This window comes from Butyricimonas hominis (assembly GCF_014287455.1).
GTDB classification, from domain to species: domain Bacteria; phylum Bacteroidota; class Bacteroidia; order Bacteroidales; family Marinifilaceae; genus Butyricimonas; species Butyricimonas muris.
The window spans coordinates 131,556-151,044 of record NZ_JACOOH010000003.1; the positions used below are offsets into that span (position 1 = coordinate 131,556).

14 protein-coding genes are annotated in these 19,489 nt (G+C 42.9%); 3 read left to right on the forward strand and 11 right to left on the reverse strand.

Annotation, left to right across the window (positions count from 1 at the left end):
- Positions 1-26: 26 nt before the first annotated feature.
- Complete coding sequence (locus H8S64_RS07465; protein ID WP_186975587.1) at positions 27-914, reverse strand: GNAT family N-acetyltransferase; 888 nt, start codon at positions 912-914, stop codon at positions 27-29.
- 318 nt (positions 915-1,232) lie between these two features.
- On the opposite strand from H8S64_RS07465, the gene queC reads away from it, so the two are divergent.
- The 3 genes from queC (at position 1,233) to H8S64_RS07480 (ending at position 3,337) form a co-directional block, all read left to right on the forward strand.
- A complete protein-coding gene (gene queC / locus H8S64_RS07470) occupies positions 1,233-1,910 on the forward strand; it encodes a 7-cyano-7-deazaguanine synthase QueC (protein WP_186975588.1) in 678 nt (225 codons plus the stop codon).
- A 72-nt stretch (positions 1,911-1,982) separates the two neighbouring features.
- Positions 1,983-2,522 carry a 6-pyruvoyl trahydropterin synthase family protein gene (locus H8S64_RS07475; RefSeq protein ID WP_186975589.1) on the forward strand — a complete coding sequence of 180 codons (540 nt, stop codon included), beginning with the start codon at positions 1,983-1,985 and terminating at the stop codon, positions 2,520-2,522.
- Positions 2,501-3,337 (forward strand): 7-carboxy-7-deazaguanine synthase QueE, encoded by an 837-nt coding sequence (locus tag H8S64_RS07480; protein ID WP_366482506.1) that lies wholly within the window; start codon positions 2,501-2,503, stop codon positions 3,335-3,337. Before H8S64_RS07475 ends, H8S64_RS07480 begins: the two co-directional genes overlap by 22 nt.
- Positions 3,338-3,638: 301 nt before the next feature.
- On the opposite strand, the gene H8S64_RS07485 is transcribed toward H8S64_RS07480, so the two are convergent.
- From H8S64_RS07485 to H8S64_RS07530, 10 genes are all read right to left on the reverse strand, one after another.
- Positions 3,639-4,142: a glycine cleavage system protein H gene (locus tag H8S64_RS07485; RefSeq protein WP_186975590.1), complete on the reverse strand. Its 504-nt coding sequence runs from the start codon at positions 4,140-4,142 to the stop codon at positions 3,639-3,641.
- A 101-nt stretch (positions 4,143-4,243) separates the two neighbouring features.
- The gene (locus H8S64_RS07490) at positions 4,244-5,656 is read right to left on the reverse strand and encodes a hypothetical protein (RefSeq protein ID WP_186975591.1); all 1,413 of its coding nucleotides are present in this window, start codon (positions 5,654-5,656) and stop codon (positions 4,244-4,246) included.
- Between the two features lie 30 nt (positions 5,657-5,686).
- On the reverse strand, positions 5,687-6,469 hold the full coding sequence (locus H8S64_RS07495; RefSeq protein WP_255469468.1) for a DUF4843 domain-containing protein: 783 nt from the start codon (positions 6,467-6,469) through the stop codon (positions 5,687-5,689).
- A gap of 18 nt (positions 6,470-6,487) precedes the next feature.
- Complete coding sequence (locus H8S64_RS07500) at positions 6,488-7,906, reverse strand: RagB/SusD family nutrient uptake outer membrane protein (protein ID WP_186975593.1); 1,419 nt, start codon at positions 7,904-7,906, stop codon at positions 6,488-6,490.
- A gap of 11 nt (positions 7,907-7,917) precedes the next feature.
- Positions 7,918-10,920, reverse strand: coding sequence for a SusC/RagA family TonB-linked outer membrane protein (locus H8S64_RS07505; RefSeq protein WP_255469469.1), 3,003 nt, complete (start codon positions 10,918-10,920; stop codon positions 7,918-7,920).
- Positions 10,921-11,403: 483 nt separating this feature from the next.
- Positions 11,404-11,943, reverse strand: a complete 540-nt coding sequence (locus H8S64_RS07510) for a sigma-70 family RNA polymerase sigma factor (RefSeq protein WP_186975595.1) — start codon at positions 11,941-11,943, stop codon at positions 11,404-11,406.
- A gap of 327 nt (positions 11,944-12,270) precedes the next feature.
- On the reverse strand, positions 12,271-13,695 hold the full coding sequence (locus tag H8S64_RS07515) for a hypothetical protein (protein ID WP_186975596.1): 1,425 nt from the start codon (positions 13,693-13,695) through the stop codon (positions 12,271-12,273).
- Positions 13,696-13,719: 24 nt separating this feature from the next.
- Complete coding sequence (locus H8S64_RS07520) at positions 13,720-14,502, reverse strand: DUF4843 domain-containing protein (protein WP_099292623.1); 783 nt, start codon at positions 14,500-14,502, stop codon at positions 13,720-13,722.
- A gap of 18 nt (positions 14,503-14,520) precedes the next feature.
- Positions 14,521-15,975 carry a RagB/SusD family nutrient uptake outer membrane protein gene (locus H8S64_RS07525; protein WP_099292624.1) on the reverse strand — a complete coding sequence of 485 codons (1,455 nt, stop codon included), beginning with the start codon at positions 15,973-15,975 and terminating at the stop codon, positions 14,521-14,523.
- A gap of 22 nt (positions 15,976-15,997) precedes the next feature.
- Positions 15,998-19,327, reverse strand: a complete 3,330-nt coding sequence (locus H8S64_RS07530) for a SusC/RagA family TonB-linked outer membrane protein (protein ID WP_255469470.1) — start codon at positions 19,325-19,327, stop codon at positions 15,998-16,000.
- Between the last annotated feature and the right edge of the window lie 162 nt (positions 19,328-19,489).

Below are 19,489 nucleotides of genomic sequence, written 5' to 3' on the forward strand. Positions count from 1 at the left end.
TTATTAACAATGCAAATAAAAAAGAACTACTTCCCGATTTTCAATCGCATAAATACTAAATCCCACGGATCGTATCGTTTTCTGTGTATCCTTCTTGAACGAAGATATAGATGCCGGTAATAATCTTTTACAGTTTTCTCTCGCCTAAAACCCAAACATTTAAAATAAGGAACTTGCTCCCCGCTCACTGCTATTCTTAACCAATGAAAACGTTTACAATAACGTTCTAATAAAAAAGTTATTACCCAAACATCAAAACATTTCTTTCGATACTCCTCCAATATAGCAAAATTCATTATCCGGCACTCTTGATTCACGACAACAACCCCTATAGGCACCCCATCAAGTTCAAGTCCAAACATCTCGCAATCCTGCAAATAATACCACCTCTTTTCCAACGAATAATTCCCGCACCTCAAAAACTCATCATATTGGTCCCTACTCGGGTCAATTTCCACCATCTTTAGCGCAGGATTCTCCATTCGCATATATAAAACCGGGCAAGGCTCGTCTTCTTCACCCGCTTCCATTCTCCTTTCAACCACAAACCCTCTTCTCTTATACATTTCCAACGCACGTGTATTTTGCTCAAGAACACACAATGTGTCCGCCCGAAATTCATTCAAAGCGATATCCAACAATTCTCTTCCATACCCCATGCTAAAATAATCCGGATGTACATACAACATATCAATATACCTACCAATTAAAGACACGAACCCAACGATATTCCCATTCTCCTTATCTATGCAAAAATAATGACAAGGACATGATAATGAATTTCTAACCATCGACAAATGACGTTCGATATCTTCTTCTGTATAAAAATCATGTGTCGCACGAACAGATGCCTCAAAAATCTCAAGCATTCGTTCAAACATTTCTTCTTCCGTCATTTCATTGAATTTTTTCATAACCTTCCGTATTAAATTACTACCAACGAGCCGCCTCTTGCCTAAAATGCATTATTACAAATTTACAAAATATTTACTAAATAGAAGAAGAAACAAACCTCTTTCCTAACAAAACATATTTTTCCAAATTTTATTCGCTATCTCTAAATAATTTATTAGCCTTACCTAAATAAAAAAAACTTATCACCCAAACCCAACCTTTATCGGGGGAACGGATGGAATTTCTTTTGAAGAATTTCACTCTTCCGACCCGTCCGAATTGTTCAATGTCTGAAATATATTTACCTTTGTCGTGTAAATTGACAAGAGAAGAAAATCATGAAGAAAGCGCTTGTTTTATTATCCGGGGGACTGGATTCGTCGACGGCCTTGTATGTCGCAAAAGAGCAGGGATTTGATGAATTGTATGCCATTACTTTCGAGTACGGGCAAAAACATGACAAGGAGATTGAAGCCTCCAAAGCCATGGCGAAAGCGGCAGGGGTAAAAGAACATAAATTCGTGCAATTGATGCTGAACCAGTGGGACGGTTGTTCCCTCACGGACGAGAAAATGGATATCGGCGACGGGAATATCAACCGTACAACCATTCCCGATACCTACGTCCCGGCACGTAACATGGTATTTCTTTCCGTGGCGGCATCTTACGCTGATGCCTTGGATATTGCCGATATCTTTATCGGCGTCAGTGAGGTGGACTACTCCGGGTACGTGGATTGTCGGGAAGAATTCATCCGTTCCATGGAACAGACCATCAATCTGGGAACTGTTCTCGGGGCAGAGAAAAAACAAAAAATCACCCTCCACGCGCCTTTCATGCACATGACCAAAGCCGACGAAGTTCGCTGGGGCACCCGTCTTGGAGTAGACTACGGTCTTACATGGACTTGCTACCGGGGCGGTGAAAAACCATGCGGCAAATGCGACAGTTGCCTCCTCCGTGCCAAAGCATTCGAGGAAGCAGGGATAAAAGACCCGCTTACAATTGAAAATTGAAAATGAAAAATTGAAAATAAGAGGAGGTGCCCGAAGGGCGGAGGAGTTCAATCTAAAATCTAAAATCATTACATGCTTATCAGAAAGTTATTCAAATTCGAGGGAGCGCACATTGTTCGGAACTGTTCATCACATCGGTGTCGGGAGAATATTCACGGGCATTCGTATATCGTGGAAGTATTTATCACGTCCGATAAGTTGGACAGAGGCTATATGGTAATGGACTTCGTGCTGCTCGACAAGGTAAAAGAACTCGTGGACAGTTTCGACCATACCTATTCACTGTGGCGGGAAGAATCCGAAGAACTGAAATCATTCGTGTACAAATACAACCGCCGGGTAGCGGAAATTCCCGTTTCGCCGTCAGCCGAAGGGTACGCTTTGCTTTTATTCTATTTGATAGACAAGATTCTCCAGAACACGGCACACGAGAATGGCGAGGGCAACGTGCAACTCTCTTCCGTTCGGGTACATGAAACGGCAACCGGATACGCCGAAGCATTCCGCGAGGACATGAAATTAGTCGATTTTGACATTCACGACATACGCTTCTCCGAGGCTATTCGGGAAGAGTGGAAAAATGATGCATGGTGGAAACAATTAGTAAAATGAATCTGCATCTTGCCAAAGACGGTATATTCCCCGTCACGAGAGATAAAGAAGGTGAATTATTGAAAGAATTGCCTGCTTCGGGATTACTTGTACCCGGAACCATTCAAGGCGAGGGGAAATTAAACGGCATACCCTCTCTTTTCGTACGCTTGGCAGGTTGCAATCTTCATTGCACGTGGCGCACGCCCGCAGGTGGCACGTGTGAATGTGACACGGCTTACGCGGCGTATCGTGTCGAGAACGGATTCACTTTAGCGATAGAAGAAGCCGTACGCGTCATTGGTCATAACCGGGGAAACATCGACCATATCGTCATCACGGGCGGCGAACCGTTCCTGCAAGCGGAAGCAGTCAGAGAGTTATGCCGTCAACTAAAGTCCATGACTCCATTCCATATTACCGTGGAAACGAACGCCACGATTTTTGACGAAGCCTGTGCCCGTGAACTCGATTTCTTTAGCATGTCGCCCAAATTATCCGGCTCTGTCCCTCCTCCCCCTCACGCCGAACGACATAACACGATACGCCTAAACCCGGAAGCGATACAATCTTTTATCACGCACGCCCGAAAACACGGGAAAGACTTCCAACTTAAATTCGTTTACTCCAACGAGTCCGACATCACGGAAATCAAACAATTGCTTGCCCGGCTAAAAGACTGGAAAAAAGAAGACATACTGCTTATGCCCATGGGTGCCACTCCCGAAGAACTAAAACTAACCATCCCAAAAACATTGGAACATTGCATCCGGAATGGCTGGCGCTACTGCGACCGATTACATATCTCTCTTTTCGGGAACAAACAAGGAGTTTGAAAATAACCATTTCCTATGGAGAACCCACTGTAATCCTACCCAAATAATACCGTAATCATACCCCTCCTTCGTTCTTCCTCCGTTTATCCTGTGGAGATCCTATTATCTCCATTATAGAATCACGGGACTTAAAACAGAACAGCACCGCCCCTATGTACTTATTACCCTAGGTCTTCGATAGGATTACATAGGGTTCTCTATAGGAACACGTCCTGTATCATAAATACCCAAATACAAGACACCCTTGAAAAAGACTATTTTAAATGCTTTTTCAAGGGTGTGATAGTAGACATTAATCATCCTATTGAATAGCCTTAGCGTATTCTTGATCATCCATCAAAGTTCCCAACTGATCTCTTTTTAATTCACATTTATAAACCCATACTTGATTAGGTGCCATTTGCGAAGGATTTTCAATATGCGGGTTTATACCTATCACTTTACCATCACAAGGTGCTCGAAGTTCGTGATTTCCAGCAATACCCTCTATTTCAGCCAATAAATCCCCTTTTACAAAAGTTTCATCCACCATTTTTACAGGAGAAATAAAAGTAACACTATTTCCCATTGCCTCTACAAGAAAATATGACATTCCTACTTGAATATGCCCACTTCCATTCTTTAACCAATGATGATCTTTCGTGTAACAATTTCCACCTTTGGAAAGTTGGTTATAATAAGGCTGATCCACTGCTTGCACCGGAAGCGAAGGAACATCTCTTCTATTGGTATCGATCTCGTTGCTTCCGGTAGAAACAAAAATAGTCAGAATCAATATCTGAACAAGCAATAACATTCTTTTCATGCACCTATTTTTTAATTAATATTAATATACCGCATTTACACGTGCGTAGCAAAGTTAAGAATTGTATTTAATATCCAATGTCTATCACTCGAATATTTTTTCTACACTCGTTTTTTATATATCACACGCAACGGTTTATCTGCTATGTTGGGATAAGTTTTAACCAAATTATAATCTTTAGCGTCATAAATGTAAAGACTCCCTTTTAAAGCATGGACTGAGTTTTCCTCGTACAAACCCACGTACAACAAATTTTCATCAGCACTCATCGACAAAGCAGTTATTTCCATTCCATCCGGCAGGGTAACAATAGGTTCGGTCGGCAATTCCTTTGTCACATTCCAACAATACACGGCATTATCATAAGTATAAAATATACAATTCAAAGCACTGCATCCCACGCAAATAGATTCCCGATCTATCTTAATCGCTTCGAGAGACGGATAGAACTTTACAGTACTTAAGGAACTGAATGTAGCATTTGTCAATGCCAAAAAAACCTGCGTCGGCATTGTTTTCATGGTATTCACCATGTACAAGTTAGAGCCGACAAAACAAACAGCATGAATATCAAAAGCAAGAAATCTCTCTCCGGATTCATTAAGCCCACCACTTCGAGGAGAATACAAAACAGACTTCTCGTAATTGACAAACACGGGCTTCTCTCCCATACAAAAAGCATCCGCTACCACGTCTTCAAAATAACGGGTTAGTATCAGTTCATCCACCACATAATCATACACGTAAGCACTCTCGTCATCCGAATATATATACATATTATTTTGTGCCGATATCCCTGCAAAACCGCGAAAAGAACAAGTCGGATAAGTTCCCCGGAAAGAAGTCATGCCATTCACATCAAAAGTACGAACATCCATATTATAAATCCGTGCCGTGTTATCGGAAGAAACCAACAATCTTTCATTCGCTTGTACCATGTCGGTTACATCCTCCATTTCTATTCCGGGATTGATGGTTTCCATGATATCCGTTCGGAAGAACGGTTCCACCCCGGCGTCGATTTCCTCTTTCGTGAGCGTTTTCATAAAAGATAACCGTCCTTTTCCCGCCTCATCACGACTTAAAACAGTTATTCCCTCCGAAAACTCCGTATCAATATGTAAAACGAAATATTTAAAGCGAATAGACTCCCCGTTCTCGACTTTCAAACTCAACCCGAATGTTCCCAATTCCCGAAAGGTATAACGAAGTTGCGGATCGTGCGAGATAACACGCAAAGAATCCCGAATCGGGTATTCCGCTATTTCATTCCCGTTCATTTTCAAATTACCATATCCCCACTCGTAAGACAAGGGCAACTCTTCGCCGGATTGTTCCACGTTCAAATGATCGAGAATAAACTCTTCACCAAAGTAAGCAACCAATGTATCATGTTCCGCGGTTATTGTGATTTCCGACAATTCCTTATCCCCAACGGAAGTATGATCATCCAGACAACCATATATCCCAAACTGTAACAAAAGCCAGATACCTATACAAATTCTCGTTTTCATAAACACTTTTCCTCCTTGTAAATTCATTACCTAACGAATAAAACGATCGGGATTAACCATGGTAAAACCGTCATACATGTTTTCCGGCTCACTGTAAAACTCGTAAGCAGGTTTAAACACGTACTTGATCCACACGATATTATTCGGTCGTTGAAAAAATCCAGCAGGTGCTTTCTCCAAGTATCTCCCGTATTCTTTCACGGTTTCGGCATAAAACACGGGTTTCAACTCTTCCAATTCCCAGTAATATTCCAGTATTTTTCGGTAAAGTTTATAATTATCATTGGCATACACACCGAAATATTCACTTATCCACCATCCCGGAGCAACCAAAACCCCATCCACCACAGACAACCGATAACATTCATTCTCCATCGGCACAAAATTCTCATCCTCCCGCAATCTCATATAAATCATCACGGGATGTTTCTGTATATCTTCCGTCCGTTTCAAACGTAGCGACAATATTCCCTCTACCTCTCCTTCGGGAAACGCAATCTTCCCCATATCATAATGCTTTCCCGCCTCCGCCGTGGTAGAGTCGGCAACAACTTCCACCTCACACTCGACCTCCTCCTCTACCGGCATCCCGATGAATTTCACCGGAATATCATAACGGTATTCCGATTCTTCCAATGCCGCAAAACTAAATTCTATCGTATCCGGAACGACACCTGAAGCATATCTATTAACATCCTTGTAAAAATAGATACTTCTTTTCTGTTCCGGATTATAGATTATGGTCTTATCACTACAAGCCCATCCACAAACCAGCATTGACAATATCAACCAGATTACACGTTTATCTTTCATCATCATTGACTTTTGAAATTATTCGTCACGGTATTCAAATTCATCGGCAGGTATCGGCAAGGTATATATTTTATCACTTCCCGCAATGACCGAATTTCTTTCATGTACGAAAATATCCTTGTTCTCCCGTTTCAAGCAATACCACCATATCCCCTCCCCGTAAAATTCCTTACGCCATTCGTCCATAATATCATCTATCGTTATATCTCGAACAAAATCACGGTCGGCAAACTTTACCAGTCCCCGGGCTGCCACCACGGAATCCAGATAAACCCTTGCTTCTTCGGCTTCCCCTTCCGCCAACAAAGCCTCCGCCATAATATAATACATCTCCGGAATCCGAATCATGCTGAATCCCAAATATCCGCCACCCGTGTATGGAGAAGCATCATTGTTTTCATCCATAATCTTGACACAAACTTCTTTAACACCTCCTTCAAATTCTTTTGTCACAAACCATTTTTTAAGACGCGGATCATCCTCTTCATAAATACTTGCCCAATTTGACGGAAGTTTTAGCACGTTACTTTTCATTTGTTTATCATACAGGTAAGCACTGATATTCGTCGTGTAAAGTCCCCAAATTGTTTCCGACAAAGAAACCCGTCTTGTCATAAAAGTTCCCAGCGTACTTTTAATGGCAAAAGTGAATTTACCGGATTGAATCACTTTATCGGCATATTTCTTCGCATTCTCCAAATCCCCCTTCATCCAATATACCCGTGCCAGCATGGCTTGAGCCGCATAATAATTAAAATGCAATTCTCTGGCTCCCGTAAAACCGGACTCACTTCCTTTCCGTACAGTAGGCATCAAAGATTTATCTTCAACTAAACAAACCTCAGCTTCTTTCAAATCAGCAATAATTTTATCATATACTTCTTCAACAGAAGAGAAAGGAGTAACTTTAAAAGTATATTTCGTTACATAAGGAATTGCTCCTTTCTTTGCATTTTCATCTGTTGAATTTAAATGCACTGCAAACAAGCGTAATATATCAAAATGAATTGCTGCCCTCAATCCCAAGGCTTCTCCATGATATAATTTGTAATACGGAAAATCCTTTTCACTCTTACGTTCCAAATTTTCTATAATATTATTCAAATAACTAATTACCGAATAACTCGTTTGCCAAACACTTTTTATTGTATAAAGAAGAGGTTTCTTTTCATAATTCAAACATGACATATCATAATAAGATAAATCTCCTGTCGTGAAATTTTGCGCCAAAATCTCCGGTATCAACACCGACATCTTCCCACCATACATATCCTCCTTTACCATTGACATATACACGCCATACAAAGCATCCTCCACTCCCTCCGGGGTACTAAACATATCATCGTTCACCACCTCCGAATCAGGATTTATATTCAGGAAGTTCTCACAACCGAAGAACGGGAACGACATACACAACAGTAACCATATTTTTCTCATACTTTCTTCATTTAAAAGGTTGTTCTCAACGTAAAATTAAACCCTCGCTGAAACGGGTATTCCGTTCCTCGTTCTTGTTTCACGGATGAAATCCGGGCAATGTCCGACATGCCGAATCCCACGTTCATCCTTCTGATACCGACTTTCTTCAACCACTCCGCTTGCCACTCGTAATTCAGCATCACACTCGTGATTGCCAACAAATTATCCCGTTCCACGAAGCGTTCGGAATATCGTTTAACAACCGTTTCGTTTTCGGGAATCCCCAGAAAACGCACTAGATCACCCGGTCTTTTCCATCTCTCCGTAAAAGCCCGTCTATCCACGTTACCCAAAGGATCAATATTCTCCACTTTATTCGCTAACGTCGTGTTATACAGGTCACCGCCAAAACGATAAGCTGCCGACACATTCACCGAAAATCCCTTATACCCGAAACCGGTAAACAAACTCCCTTCCAACGTGGGATTCGTGTTCCCCACCTCTACCCGCTCTTCCGAATCATAAGTAAACGTGTATTTTCCGTTCTTCTTGATATACACCTCCTGCCCGGAAGCAGGATCAATCCCTGCCGAACGCATGGCATATATCCCGAATTGCGAACCACCCTCCACGAACATGGGTTGCGGTTTCACCCCGTAATAAGCAGCCAGATTCTGAGCCCGGAGCGCATCCGAAATCCGTGTCAATTTATCTATCACGCGTGAACCGTTCACAGTCACGAGCCACGACATATCTCTCGTTTTCAATATCTCGGCAGAAATTGAGAACTCGTAACCGGAATTTCGCAATTTACCCATGTTCACGTGTACCTCGGATACTCCCACGGACGAGGGTAAAGAAAGAGGCATAAGTACATCCTTCGTCCTCTCGATATAGTAACTCGCCGCCACGTTTATTCTTTCATTCCATAAAGCAGTCGTCAATCCCCAATTATACTTGTTCGTGATCTGCCACTTCATATCGGGATTTCCCATTGTAATCGGCACGGCACCAAGCCCACCGTAATGAAGCAAATCATTCCCGTACAAGTAAGTCGTCATGGCTTGGTACGGGGAGAACGTCACGTTAGCCGTGGAACCCACGCTAAAGCGCAAACGTAACACGTTCAACCAATCGAAATCCATAAAATCCTCCTCGTGTATATTCCACCCGATACCCGCCGACCACACCGGCGCGAAACGATGATTGCTCCCGAACTTCGAGGAACCCGACGTTTTGTATGAACCGTTCACGAAATAACGTCCCAACAAATCGAAACTGCCGTTCACGAAGAATCCGACTTCCGCCGATTCCTGCTCACCACCTGTCGGCTTGGTGTTCACGTACTGCGCGGCAAACTTCAAATCGGTCATTTTATCTTTCAGAAAGCCCTCCGCTTTCAACTGCGAAGCGGACGATTTATATTTCCCGATATCTGTTCCTGCACTCAAAGAAACCACAGTCGTTCCCGCCTCGTTTAATACCAAACGATAGTTCAGCGCCATCTTGGCACTCCAATCCGTACTCTCGCCATGGGTTTCCGTGTAAGTTCCTTTCTTGTTGGCAAGCACCTCGGAATCGAAGCGGGAATCCTCCGGTGAAACATACACTTTATTCCGGCTATCCCGTTGACTCACGCTCAAATCACCAGAAACGAACAAAGACTTGAACACATCCCAACGCACAGATAAATAATTCGTTATATTCTTGCCCCGGTTCTTCGAGAAACTGGATAGCGAAGCGTTGTACAACGGGTTCTGTTGAACGTTTCCCTTCTCGCCGAGCGGGTAAAAATCGTAGTTCCGGATATATTTACCGGACTCGTCATACACCGGATTGTAAGGATTCATCAAAGTATATTGCGCGAAACTCCCGTAAGGACTATTCTTACTATCGGTCATCGTGTAAGCGAAACGATAGGTAATCAATAACTTCTTACGCAGGCGATATCCCAACGAGAAGTTGACACCGTAATTCTTTCGGGAATCACCTTTCATCACGCCATACATATCGGTAAAGCGACCGGCAACCTTGTACTCTATATTCCCGCCCCGTCCGGTAAGGGATGCCGAATGCCCGTGAGTAAAAGCTGTACGCAACGGTTTGGAAGCCCAATCCGTATCGACACCCCGACGCACGTTTTCAAGTTTATAAGCATAAGACGGGTAAAGGCTCCCGTCCGCCTTGTCATAAAGTCCTGCCAAACGCTCCAACTCGAGTTTCTGTTCCGCGTTGCAAAGACGCAAGGAATTTAAATCGGGAAAACTAAAGATAGGGGTAAAATTATAGCTGAGCCTCGGTCGATTTCCTTTCACCCGTGTACGCTCGATCAGAATCACCCCGTTAGCAGCTTTCTCGCCGTATAGCACGGCGGCAGAAGCATCTTTCAAAATATCCACCCGTTCCACGTCATAAATATCCAAATCATACAACTCTTCAATCGTTATCTTTACCCCGTCCAGAATAATCAAAGGCGTGTTCACTCCCGACTGATCATTCAACACTAACGAACTAGCACCCCGAATCAGTATCTCGGGAACGGCATTCGGGTTAGACCCTTGTTCATTATTCTCGATAACCCGCAATCCCGGAACCAACGTTGCCAGCGCTTGAATGATATTGTTCGGGGAAACCCGTAACAAGTCTTCACCTCTCAACGTGGTGATCTCTCCGGTAAAAGCATTCTTCGGCAAGGTGTAATACGCCGTAACAATCACATCGTCCAATTCTTTCGTATCTTTAGACAACACCACTTCAAGCACGCGGGTTTTCGGTACCCGCATCTCCAGAGTCTTCATCCCGACATACTTGAATTCGAGTATGACATCATCTTTATCCGGCACGTCCAGTTTAAACTTTCCATCCTTGTCCGTGACACATCCCCATGAGGTTCCTTTCACCACAACCGTGACTCCCGGTAACGACTCGCCCTCCTCTCCTTTCACCTCTCCGGTAACTACAACTTTCCCCGAACGTGTATCACCGAATCCCGGAAAACGGAACAGACACACGCAACAAATGATCAGAAGCATCGAACAAAAAATTCTAGACATTTTATTTAAACCCTATAATAAAGTTTCCTTTCGTTTACTATTTTATAAATTCTTGTATCTAATATACACTTCTACCATAACTAAAAACTTCCGATAAACCGCTAAGGTATATCCAATACCTTAAAAATCAACCCAAATACATCTAAATATATAGTAAAACAATATGCATCACCATGTGTCAACATTCAAAACACATGCAAATGTACCACAAAAATATACCATCATTTCCCGTAATTTACATTTTAACACGTGTATTTTACAACATAGCGAACAAAAGTAATAGAATAATTAAGAACCGTCAATTCCCCTGACAAATTATTTCATTGACTTACTGCATCAGGAAAAGACGGCAAAAGAAATTGCAATTTCACCAACAAAAAGAAGGCAAAAAATTATTTATTGAGGAAAACTAAGGGTAGGGAAACTTTTTTCGTAATTTGCTACCCGGACATAGCAAAAAGACTAGAAAAAACAGCGCAAACACCATTGATAGGGGCCCATATTCTTACGAAGTTGCTTTAAAGCTTCCCCCTTTTTATTTTTAATCGTCTGCTCGGAAAGATTCAATTCTTCGGATATCTCTTTCGTGGAATACCCTTCCAGACTCATGGCCATAATATCACGATAATCACCGGATAATCTGGCTATCTCCGCCCAAATAATCCGTTTCACTTCATTTTCAATAATCTCATTTTCAATATCACAAACAGAAGCTTGCTGTAATAATGCTTTGTTTTTTATATCCAAATGCCGCAACTCGTTCAAACAAGCGTTTCGGACACAAGTATACAAAAACCCGATAATCGCCTGAAAAGAAGTAAACTGCCCGCGTTTCTCCCAAGTTTTTATAAAACTCTCGTGCACGACATCCACACACATATCCTCTTCACGCAAGAAACGACTCGCGTAAACCCCCAACGTGGCAAAATATTGATCATACAATATCTCCAAGGCTTTCTCGTCACCTTTCACAAAACCATCATACAACGCTTTTTGTTTCATCAACATACAAATTTACTTATGTATTAATAAACGTTCGTTAAAAGAGAGTGCAAAAAAACTAACACGACTAAAACAATATACAGTGTTAAAATATTGATTGTAAACTATTAAATATCTCTTTAGTTATTTGAAAAAGATTTGGATTTTTACTATATTTGGATATCAATAATCGAAGGTTTAATGATTCGCTCACACGGCTTCTTTTCAACATGTACTCCTTGTCATTAGAAAATATTCCAACCCCTCCTCAACAAACAGAGAAAGAGCCGGAATACTTAAATCAGATTACAGGAATCTTAAATCTAAAATCATTAAATCCAAAATCTCCTACACTCTCTCTTTATAAATCACAGTCACGGGTTCATCCCCTATATTCTTGTGCATTTCCACCAAGCGACTATTTTCCGTGTCATAAATATAAAGACTGCCTTTCAAGGTTTCAGTACTATTTTTCTCGTACACACCGACATAAAGATAACCGTGGTCAGGATCCAAAGAAAGAGTCTTTATTTCCATTCCATCCGGCACCGTTATAACAGGTTGCGTGGGTAACTCCTCGTAAGGTTTATATCTATAAATCGCATTCTTATACGTGTAATATACACAAGTATGGGGTTTTACTCCTACCAATATGGAATTACGATCCATACATATCTCTCCCATAGCCGTGTATTCTTTCATATTGGCAGCCGTTGGTTTACCAAAACTACTTGAAGTTGTACGACCGATATATACCTTGGAAGGATCATCTTTCCGTGTGGCAAATATATACAAGTTCGTACCGATAAAGCAAGTCTGTATAATATCCAAATCCGCAAAATTACTTCCACTCGTTACAATATACTTTGATGTACTAGCTATGTAATACGTCGAATTCTCATAATTCACGAACACAGGTTTATTATAGGGAATCCCCGCATCAACATCCAAATCCGCAAAAGCATCCAACACGAGTAATTCATCCAGCATCGTTTCATAAACATAAGCCCTTCCGTCGGAAGAATACACGTGCATATTATCCTGACTCGAAATTCCAATAAATTGCTGAAGAGCGGCATTCGGGAATCTTGCGGCAAAGGAACTTGCCATCTCGATACCGAAAGTTCTGGAATCCATATTATATATTCTCGCATCACTACCGGAACTAATCATCAAGCGTCCGTCATGCTGTATCATGTCGGTCACGTTCTTTAATTCCATATCCGGGTTACAAACCTCCATAATATCATCTTGGAAATAAGGCTCCTTCCCCGCGCTAATCTCCTCTCTTGTCAAGGTTTTCATGAACGAAAGCCGACCTTTTCCCTCGCTATTCTTACTAAGCATCGTGATCCCCTCGGCATATTCCGTGTCAATCTGTAACACGAAATACTTAAATTCGGTTGTTTCACCGTTATCCACTTTCAACCTTAAACCGAACGTACCCAATTTCCGGAAAGCATAATTCAATTCCAACTCTGTCGACACAACATGAAGCGTGTCTTTGATCGGATAAGGCTTTAAAGCTCCACTCGACATATTCAACTCCCCGTATGCCCATTCGTAAGTCAACGGCAACTCCTCTCCCGACTGTTCCACCTTCACGTGATTTACCACTAACTCTTCCCCGAAATAAGTGGTAAGCGTGTCGTAAGCCGCCGAAATAGAAACCTTCGATACATTATTCCTCCCCAAAGTTGAGTCGTCATCATAACAGGAATACATTCCTGCCATGATACAGAATAACAGAACTATATAAGATTTTGTTTTCATAACATATTCTTTTTAATTTCTTTACTACCGAATAAACCTATCCGGATTTACCATAGCAAACCCCTCGTAAGTATTCGCCGGATCACTATAAAAATCATAAGCCGGTTTGAACACGTAATTGATCCAGATTATATTACCCGCCCTTTGGTAAAATCCGGCTGGAGCATCCTCCAAGTAAAGCCCGTATTCCTTCACCGCATCTGCATAGAAAACCGGTTTCAACTCCTCCAACTGCCAGAAATATTCCAGCATCTTCCGGTACAACCTGTCGTTATTCTGCGCGTAAACACCTAAATAATTGGCAGCCCACCACTGGGGAGCAGGCAATGCCCCGTCCACAACAGCCAATCGATAAAAATTCTTGGCTATCGGTTGGAAGTTTTCGTTTTCCTTAAACCGCAAGTAAATATACACAGGACTATCCATGATATCATCCGTACGTTCCAACACGAGCGACAATTCCCCATCCACTTCATTCTTGGGGATAACCAACTTGCCAAATTTAAAGTGCTTATCCAACACGGCCGTCGAAGAGTCCGCCACCATTTCCACCTCGTACTCCTGTTCCTCGTTCATCGGCATCCCGATCACCTTTACCGGAATCTTGTACTCGATTTCCGACTCGTTGTACAAGGCAAAACTGAAAAACACTGTATCATTAGCCGTCTTCTCGACTGCATGCAATCTATCCCACGTGAAATAAATCGACCTTTTCTGGTTTGCGTCATAATAAACAGCATCGTTACTGCAAGCCCATATTCCCGAGAAAAGGACTATTCCGATATATATCAAATATTTATTTTTCATAACGACTCACTTTAATAGTTATTCATTAGGGCGATAATCTTCTTCCTCTGTCGGTAACGGCAAAGCATAAATTTTATCGCTACCGGGAATCACGGCCGAAGAAGTCGCCAATCTTACCGAACTGTTCAATCGTTTCAAGCAGAACCACCATTGTCCTTCCCCGAACAACTCTTTTCTTCTTTCCGCCATGATATCATCCAACGTGATCTCAACAGCAGGTGTACGATTCTCGAACTTCACCATTCCGCGGGCGCTGAGCACCGTATCCAAATACCACGTTGCACCCGTTACATCCCCCTCGTCCAACAAAGCCTCTGCCATAATATAATACATTTCGGGGATTCTCACCATACTGGTTCCCAAGTAAGGCCCACCGCCATAACTCGTGGTTGTAGAAGTCGTATCGGATACCCGTCCCATCATTTTCACGCATATATCCCTACTAACCCCACTCTTCTCGTAAGTTTCGAACCAAGCCGAATAGCGGTAATCGCTCCCCGGCGCGGGACCCGCATCTTTATAAATATCCGCGAAACCGTCACACAACTCTCCCAATCCTTGCCGATTGATATGTTGCGTGTACCAGTCGGAATATATTTCAGCATTATACAATCCCCAAATCGTTTCGTCCAAAGAAATTGTTTTCTGCATGAAGCTACTCAAGTTCGTCTTATTGGCAAAACGGAATTTATTGGAACGAATCACCTTATCGGCATACGTTTTGGCTTTTGCCAAATCACCTTTCATCCAGTACACCCGAGCCAACATAGCCTGTGCCGCGTAAAGATTAAAATGCAATACCCGTGCCCCGGTAAAACCTTTCTCGCTCCCGACCCTATTGGCAGGCATATACGTTTCGTCATCCGCCAACAAAGTTTCCGCCTTCTCCAAATCGGCAATAATCTTCCCGTAAACATCCGCCACGGAAGAATAAGGCGTTACTTTGAAATCATATTCCGTTACATACGGGATAGCTTTCGCTTTCGCCGACTCGTTCGAGGAATTGATATGCACGGCAAAGAACCGCAACAAATCGAAATGAATAGCAGCCCTCAATCCCAAAGCCTCGCCCATGTATAAATCATAATAACGGAAATCCTTCTCGCTCTTTCCTTCCAGATTCTCGATAATATTATTCAAGTAGCTAATCGTCAAGTATCCCGTTTTCCAAATACTCTTGTACATTCCCCGAGTTTCACTCCGGTCATACTCCAAACGCCCCAGATAAGGCAGATACGAATAGGTGGAAACGAAATTCTGTCCCAATATCTCCGGTATCATATTCGACATCAACCGACCGTACATATCCTTGGTTACCATCGTCATGTACACACCGTAGAGAGCATCTTCAACCCCGTCTGCCGAGTTGAACATATCGCCATTAATCACTTCCGAATCCGGATTCACATCCAGAAAACTGTCACAACAGCAGAAGGAAAACGATATACACAGTAGAATTATTATCTTTTTCATACTCTTTTCTATTTACAGTTTGCTAAAAAGTCGGTCTAAACGTGATATTAAAACTCCTCTCGAAAGGATAGGAAGTTCCTCTTTCCAACTTCATGGAAGAGAAACGCGCGATATCGCTCATCCCGAAACCCACGTTCAAACGCTTGACACCGATCCGCTTCAACCATTCCGGTTTAAACTCGTAAGTAAGAGAAATACTCTTGATCTCGAATAAATTATCACGTTCCACGAAACGTGCCGAATAACGTTGAGCATCACTTTTGCTTTCCGGAATTCCCAAAAAACGTTTCAAATCACCCGGTTCCTTCCACCTGTCGGTAAAAGCCCGGCGATCCACATTCTCCCAAGGGTTAATATTTTCCACCTTATCGGCAAGCGTACTATTATAGGCATCTCCCCCGAACTTGTACCCCGTCGTGATATTCAACGTGAACCCCTTGTAAGTAAGGCTGGTAAATATACTTCCCTCGAGAATAGGATTCGTGTTGCCCACTTCTACCCGTTCATCCGTATCATAATCCAAAGTATATTCCCCGTTTTTGGTGATAAAAACTTCTTTTCCGGAAGCCGGATCAATACCTGCCGACCGCATGGCATAGATAGCGAATTGTGAACCTCCCTCTTCAAATCTCAGAGAAGGACGTGCCCCCAAAGACTGGGTTACCTCGTAAGCCTTCAATGCCGTGGACACGTTTGTCAATTTATCCATCGTGTGCGAACCGTTCACGGTAACCATCCAATACAAATCCTTTTGTCTTATGATTTGTCCCGATATTGAAAACTCGTATCCAGAATTTTCCAGCTTACCCATATTTACCTGCACCGAAGACACACCCACCGACCACGGTAAAGAGATCGGCATCAAAGCATCCTTCGTCTTGTTCTTGTAGTAACTGGCATCAATATTCACACGCTCGTTCAACAACGTCGCACTCAAACCCCAATTATATTTCGTCGTGAGCTGCCAATTCAAATTCGGGTTTCCCATCGTGATAGGCACGGCACCGATTCCCGCGTAATGTATCAAATCGGTCTTATACTCGTAAGTCGTCATCGCTTGATAGGGCGAGAAGGTCACGTTAGCCGTGGAACCCACGCTGAAACGTAAACGTAGCATATTCAACCAACTGACATTACTCATGAAATTCTCTTTATCCACGTTCCAACCGATACCCGCCGTCCATACCGGGGCAAAACGATGTTCGCTTCCGAACTTTGATGAGCCGGCAGACTTATAAGAACCGTTCAAAAAATAACGTCCCAACAACTCGAAACTACCATTCACGAAAAAACCTACCTCCGTGGATTTCTTATCACCTCCCGAGGGACGAGTACTGGCATACTGCGATGCAAATTTAATATCCGTCATCCCGTCTTTCAGAAATCCTTCCGCTTTCGTCGTGATTGATGAAGAATTGTTAATACCGATATCAGCACCCGCGTTCAAAGATAACACCGTGTTACCGTCTTTATTCAAGGGCAAACGATAATTCAACACGAACTTGCCCGCCCAACTGGTTCCCTCGTTATTCGTGAAAGAATAGGTTCCCCGCTTGTTCAAGGTAGCCCCCTCGAATGAAGAATCATCCGGCGACACGTACACTTTGCTCCACGACTCCGTCATCTTCACATTCATATCTCCCGTGATAAAGAAAGACTTGAAAATATCCCAACGCATACTCAAATAATTCGTGAACGACTTACTTCTCCCCTTGTTAAAACTGGATAGAGTTGCGTTATACAACGGATTGCCTTGATTCTTAGAATCTGAAGAACTACCGGACAACGGATCAAAATAATAAAGTTTGATATATTCCCCGTCCTCATCATATACCGGGTTATACGGGTTCAATTTCGTGTACGTGGAGAAATCCCCGTAAGGACTCGCTTTACTATCCGTCATCGAAAAAGCGAAACGATACGTGAAAGTCAACTTATCGCTCAAATGATAAGCGAAAGTGAAATTCAACCCGTATCTTCTACGGTTATCCCCTTTCATCACACCGTAAGAATCTCCGAAACTCCCGTTCGCCTTGTACTCGATCCCGTTGCCCCTACCGGACAGATTCACCGAATGATTGTGCGAGAAAGCCCAGCGCAAAGGTTTGGAAGGCCAATCCGTGTCTACCCCCCGCCGCACGTTATCCAATTTATAATAATAAGCCGGATCAAGACTACCATCCACGTTATCGTACAACCCGGCAAGGCGTTCCAATTCCAACTTCTGTGTTGCATTAGTCAATCGCAAGGAAGTTAAATCGGGATAACTGAAATTGGGTGTAAAATTATAACTGAACCGGGGCTTCGTTCCTTTTACCCGTGAACGCTCTACCAGAATCACACCGTTGGATGCCTTCTCCCCGTACAATACCGCGGCAGAAGCATCCTTCAACACGTCTATTCTCTCTATATCATGAATATCCAAGTCATACAACTCTTCTATCGAGATTTCCACCCCATCGAGCATTATCAAAGGGGTATTCACGTCCGCTTGATTCTCCGTCATGATAGAATTGGCACCCCGAATCAAGATCTCGGGGATAGCATTCGGGTTTGAGCCTTGCTCGTTATTCTCCATGATTCTCAACCCCGGAGTCAAGGCAGCCAAAGCCTGTATCACGTTGGTTGAAGACACTTTCAACAAATCCTCCCCCTTCACGGTCGTGATTTCACCGGTATACGCGTTCTTCGACTGCGTGTAATACCCCGTGACTACCACGTCTTCCAACACCTTCGTGTCCTCTTTCATCACCACGTTCAACTCTTGTGATTTCGTGATCGTGAAAGTCTGGCTCGACATACCGATAAAATTGAAAATCAACACCATTTCTTTCTGAACGGGGATTTCCAACTTGTACTTTCCATCCACATCGGTAGCCACCCCCAAAGTCGTACCTTTCAACAGTACCGTGGCTCCGGCGAGCGGGGTTCCTTCCTCGTCTTTTACCTCTCCCGTGATCGTGATCTTTTCCACGGTTTTGGTTTCCTGACGCTTTTTGATCACCACCACGTCATTGACAAATGAATAGGTGTATGGTGTATCTTTCAAACAATAATCAAGAACTTCCCGGATAGTGGCATTTTTAAATTCTCTTGTGATCAAAGGGATTCCCTTAATTTCCTCGTGGTTGTAAACAAAATCCAACGAGGTTTCCTTCTTCAACGTATTCAGCACCTGCAACATCGTGGCTTTCTCGAATTTCAGATTCAGAGGTGTCTTCTCGTCGTATTTCCGGGACAACGAATCACAGAAACCGGAAAAACTGAATAGAAGAATGCAACAAAGCGACAGGCAAACCTTAAACATTCGCCGCAGCTTGTCACCGGATTTCAAAGACAGATTCATTTTCATATTCAACATATTTAGGTTGTTAATTGGTCCATAAGGTCCGTAAAGTCCATAAGGTCGAAAGTTCATGGACCCCCGCGGGGCGCTTTGTTCACGGCAGCTTTGCTGCCGATTAATCTGGTCCGAAGGACACCCGTGACCTTATAGACCTTATGGACCTTACGG

Bases quoted from the DNA above. Each gene is read 5' to 3' on its own strand.
- H8S64_RS07465 (WP_186975587.1), bottom strand. From the start codon at position 914: ATGAAAAAATTCAATGAAATGACGGAAGAAGAAATGTTTGAACGAATG.
- queC (WP_186975588.1), top strand. From the start codon at position 1,233: ATGAAGAAAGCGCTTGTTTTATTATCCGGGGGACTGGATTCGTCGACG.
- H8S64_RS07475 (WP_186975589.1), top strand. From the start codon at position 1,983: ATGCTTATCAGAAAGTTATTCAAATTCGAGGGAGCGCACATTGTTCGG.
- H8S64_RS07485 (WP_186975590.1), bottom strand. From the start codon at position 4,142: ATGAAAAGAATGTTATTGCTTGTTCAGATATTGATTCTGACTATTTTT.
- H8S64_RS07490 (WP_186975591.1), bottom strand. From the start codon at position 5,656: ATGAAAACGAGAATTTGTATAGGTATCTGGCTTTTGTTACAGTTTGGG.
- H8S64_RS07495 (WP_255469468.1), bottom strand. From the start codon at position 6,469: ATGAAAGATAAACGTGTAATCTGGTTGATATTGTCAATGCTGGTTTGT.
- H8S64_RS07500 (WP_186975593.1), bottom strand. From the start codon at position 7,906: ATGAGAAAAATATGGTTACTGTTGTGTATGTCGTTCCCGTTCTTCGGT.
- H8S64_RS07505 (WP_255469469.1), bottom strand. From the start codon at position 10,920: ATGCTTCTGATCATTTGTTGCGTGTGTCTGTTCCGTTTTCCGGGATTC.
- H8S64_RS07510 (WP_186975595.1), bottom strand. From the start codon at position 11,943: ATGAAACAAAAAGCGTTGTATGATGGTTTTGTGAAAGGTGACGAGAAA.
- H8S64_RS07515 (WP_186975596.1), bottom strand. From the start codon at position 13,695: ATGAAAACAAAATCTTATATAGTTCTGTTATTCTGTATCATGGCAGGA.
- H8S64_RS07520 (WP_099292623.1), bottom strand. From the start codon at position 14,502: ATGAAAAATAAATATTTGATATATATCGGAATAGTCCTTTTCTCGGGA.
- H8S64_RS07525 (WP_099292624.1), bottom strand. From the start codon at position 15,975: ATGAAAAAGATAATAATTCTACTGTGTATATCGTTTTCCTTCTGCTGT.
- H8S64_RS07530 (WP_255469470.1), bottom strand. From the start codon at position 19,327: ATGAAAATGAATCTGTCTTTGAAATCCGGTGACAAGCTGCGGCGAATG.